Annotated in this window: 3 protein-coding genes; all 3 read left to right on the top strand. The window is 73.9% G+C overall.

Annotation, left to right across the window (positions count from 1 at the left end):
• Positions 1–95: 95 nt before the first annotated feature.
• Complete coding sequence (locus AKI01S_RS48285; RefSeq protein WP_067833807.1) at positions 96–1,631, top strand: leucyl aminopeptidase; 1,536 nt, start codon at positions 96–98, stop codon at positions 1,629–1,631.
• A 160-nt stretch (positions 1,632–1,791) separates the two neighbouring features.
• A complete protein-coding gene (lpdA, locus tag AKI01S_RS48280) occupies positions 1,792–3,180 on the top strand; it encodes a dihydrolipoyl dehydrogenase (RefSeq protein WP_067833804.1) in 1,389 nt (462 codons plus the stop codon).
• A 48-nt stretch (positions 3,181–3,228) separates the two neighbouring features.
• Positions 3,229–3,914: biotin/lipoyl-containing protein (locus tag AKI01S_RS48275; protein WP_174567491.1), on the top strand; the 686-nt coding region annotated here is incomplete at its 3' end.

Below are 3,914 nucleotides of genomic sequence, written 5' to 3'. Positions count from 1 at the left end.
GTGCGGCGGCCGCCGGGCGCCCGGGCCGCCGCCCCGCCCCCGCCGGAATCCGGGCGTCCGCCCGGCCGCGCGCCGGCCTGCGGCGGGGCAAGGCAATGCTTGATCCAAAAGGGCGAAACCGGTCACCAGGAGGACTAACATCGGACTACGTGACGACCATCAGTCTTGACAGCGCAGCCCCGAACACCCTCGACGTCGACGCGATCGTGATCGGCGTCGCCCCCGCGGACTCCGGCGTCACGCCGGCCGCCGGCGCGGAGGGTCTCGACCAGGCCCTCGACGGCCGGCTCGCGGCGGCGCTGAAGTCGCTGGGCGCCACCGGCAAGGCCGGTGAGGTCACCAAGCTCCCGACGCTGGGCGCGGTCCCCGCCCCCGTCGTGGTCGCCGTCGGACTGGGCGAGGACGTCGACGCCGAGGCGCTGCGCCGGGCCGCCGGGGCGGGCCTGCGGGCCCTGGCCGGCTCCTCCCGGGTCGCCGTGGCGCTGCCCGCCGCCTCCGTCGCCGAGGCCGAGGCCGTCGCGCTCGGCGCACTGCTGGGCAACTACGCGTTCACCGCCTACCGGACCGGCGACCAGCCGGACCCCGTGGGGGAGATCATCCTGACCGGCGTGCAGACCGCCGACGGCGCCGTCGCGGCCGCCCGCGCCGAGACCGTCGCGCAGGCCGTCGCCCTGGTCCGCGACCTGGTCAACACCCCGCCGTCGGACCTGTCCCCCGAGGACTTCGCCGACACCGCCGCGCGCGTCGCCGCCGACACCGGCCTGGACGCCGAGATCCTGGACGAGAAGGCGCTGGTCGAGGGCGGCTACGGCGGCATCGTCGGCGTCGGCCAGGGCTCGGCCAACGCGCCCCGCCTGGTCCGCCTCGCCTACACCCACCCCGAGGCGACCCGGACCCTGGCGCTGGTCGGCAAGGGCATCACCTTCGACTCCGGCGGCCTGTCCCTCAAGCCCGCCGACGCCATGGACTGGATGAAGTCCGACATGGGCGGCGCGGGCGCGGTGCTGGGCGCGATGTCGGCCATCGCCAAGCTCGGCCCCAAGGTCAACGTCGTCGGCTACCTGGCGCTCGCCGAGAACATGCCCTCGGGCACCGCGCAGCGCCCCTCCGACGTGATCCGCATCTACGGCGGCAAGACCGTCGAGGTCCTCAACACCGACGCCGAGGGCCGCCTGGTCATGGCCGACGCGCTGGTGCGCTCCGGCGAGGACGCCCCCGACGTCCTGGTCGACGTCGCCACCCTGACCGGCGCCCAGCTGGTCGCCCTCGGCACCCGCACCGCCGGCGTCATGGCCAACGACGACGCGCTGCGCGAGCGCGTGGTCGCCGCCGCCAACGAGGCGGGCGAGCCGTCCTGGGGCATGCCGCTCCCGGCCGAGCTGCGCAAGGGCCTGGACTCGTCGGTCGCCGACATCGCCAACATCAGCGGCGACCGCTGGGGCGGCATGCTGACCGCGGGCGTGTTCCTCCAGGAGTTCGTGCCGGACGGCGTGCGGTGGGCGCACCTGGACATCGCCGGGCCCTCGTTCAACAAGGGCGAGCCCTACGGCTACACCCCCAAGGGCGGCACCGGCGCCGCGACCCGCACCCTGGTCCGGCTGGCCGAGGAGCTGGCCGCCGGGAACCTGTGACCGGTCTCCCTTCCGTCCGGCGGAACGCCGTGACACGGGCCCGGTGTCGCCGGACCTGACAAGCGAATAGATTTCTCTTGGCGACGGGGCCGGGGCACAGCCGCCCGGGCCCCCCGCCGGGGCTCGACTCAGAGCGCGGATTCCGGAAAGGGAGCGTCCAGTGGCCAACGGCACCTTCGACATCGTCGTCCTGGGTGGTGGCAGCGGCGGTTACGCGTGCGCGCTGCGCGCCGCGGAACTCGGCAAGACCGTCGCCCTCGTCGAGCGCGACGCCCTGGGCGGCACCTGCCTGAACCGCGGATGCATCCCCACCAAGGCGCTGCTGCACGCCGCCGAGGTCGCCGACCAGACGCGGGAGGCCGCCAGGTTCGGGATCAGGGCGTCGTTCGAGGGGATCGACGTCGCGGGCGTGCACGCCTACAAGGACCGGATCGTGTCCACCACGGTCAAGGGCCTCACCGGGCTGATCAAATCCAAGGGCATCGAGATCGTCGAGGGCGAGGGCCGGCTCACCGGGCCCACCACCGTCCGCGTGACCGCCGCCGACGGCACCGTCCGCGACCTGGAGGGCGGGCACATCGTGCTGGCCACCGGCTCCTTCCCGCGGTCCCTGCCCGGCCTGGAGATCGACGGCGAACGCGTCATCTCCAGCGACCACGCCCTCACGCTGGACCGCGTCCCCGCGTCGGTCGTCATCCTGGGCGGCGGCGTCATCGGCGTCGAGTTCGCCAGCGTGTGGCGGTCGTTCGGGGCCGAGGTCACCATCGTGGAGGCGCTGCCCCACCTGCTGCCGCTGGAAGAGGAGTCCAGCTCCAAGCGCCTGGAGCGGGCCTTCCGCAAGCGCGGCGTCAAGTACGAGCTCGGCACCCGCTTCGAGGGCGTCAAGACCACCGACGGCGGCGTTTCGGTGTCGCTGGAGGGCGGTAAGACCCTGGAGGCCGAGCTGCTGCTGGTCGCGGTCGGACGCGGCCCCGTCTCCGAGGGCATCGGCCTGGAGGAGGTCGGCGTCGAGACCGAACGCGGCTTCGTGAAGGTGGACCAGTTCTGCCGCACCAACGTGCCCACCATCTCGGCGGTCGGGGACCTGATCCCGACCCTGCAGCTGGCGCACGTCGGTTTCGCCGAGGGCATCCTGGTGGCCGAACGGCTGGGCGGGCTCGACCCGCGGCCGATCGACTACGACGGGGTCCCCCGCATCACCTACTCCGACCCCGAGGTCGCCGCGGTGGGCATCACCACCGCGACGGCGCGGGAGCGCGGAATCGAGATCAGGGAGGTCACCTACGACCTGGCCGGCAACCCCAAGAGCAAGATCCTGGGGACGCAGGGCGAGGTCAAGGTGATCGCCGCCGTGGACGGTCCCGTCCTCGGCGTCCACATGGTCGGCGCTCGCGTCGGCGAACTCGTCACCGAGGGGCAGCTCATCTACAACTGGGAGGCCCTCCCCGACGAGGTCGCGGAGCTGATCCATGCCCACCCGACGCAGTCCGAGGCGGTCGGCGAGGCCCATCTCGCCCTCGCCGGCAAGCCGCTGCACGTGCACGGCTGATCCATCGCCCGCACGCAATATTCGAATTCGAAGGAGTCGCTGAGAGCCATGCCGGTCTCCGTCACCATGCCCCAGCTCGGCGAGAGCGTCACCGAGGGCACCGTCACCCGCTGGCTGAAGAAGGAGGGTGAGCGCGTCGAGACCGACGAGCCGCTTCTCGAAGTGTCGACCGACAAGGTCGACACCGAGATCCCTTCGCCCGCGTCGGGCATCCTGACCCGCATCACCGTCGCCGAGGACGAGACCGTCGAGGTCGGCGCCGAACTGGCGATCATCGGTGACGAGGGCGACGCCCCGGCGCCCGAGTCCGCCCCGCAGGCCGAGGAGCAGGCCGAGGAGCAGGGCGAGGAGCAGGCCGCCGAGCCCGAGCCGGAGCCCGAGCGCCAGCAGGCCCAGCAGGCCCAGCAGGCCCCGCCGCCGTCGGCGTGGCCGCCCCCGGCCCAGCAGCAGTCGGCGCCCGAGCCCGCCCCGGCCGCGCAGCCCGCCCCGCAGGCGTCGCCGCAGCCGGCCCCGCAGGCCGAGGCGCCCAAGCAGGAGCAGGCCCCGTCCGCGGACGGCCCGTACGTCACCCCGCTGGTGCGCAAGCTCGCCGCCGAGCACGACGTCGACCTCAGCTCGGTCAACGGCACCGGCGTCGGCGGCCGCATCCGCAAGCAGGACGTCCTGGAGGCCGCCCGCGCCAAGCAGCAGGCCGCCCAGCAGGCTCCCGCCGCCCCGGCTCCGGCCGCGCCCGC

The sequence above is a fragment of the Actinomadura kijaniata NBRC 14229 genome, assembly GCF_001552175.1.
In the GTDB taxonomy this organism is placed as follows: Bacteria; Actinomycetota; Actinomycetes; order Streptosporangiales; family Streptosporangiaceae; genus Spirillospora; species Spirillospora kijaniata.
This window is presented reverse-complemented; position numbering and strand designations above follow the sequence as displayed.

What these genes read in the sequence shown, in the direction of transcription:
- AKI01S_RS48285 (WP_067833807.1), top strand. Translation starts at nt 96, where the DNA reads ATGCTTGATCCAAAAGGGCGAAACCGGTCACCAGGAGGACTAACATCG.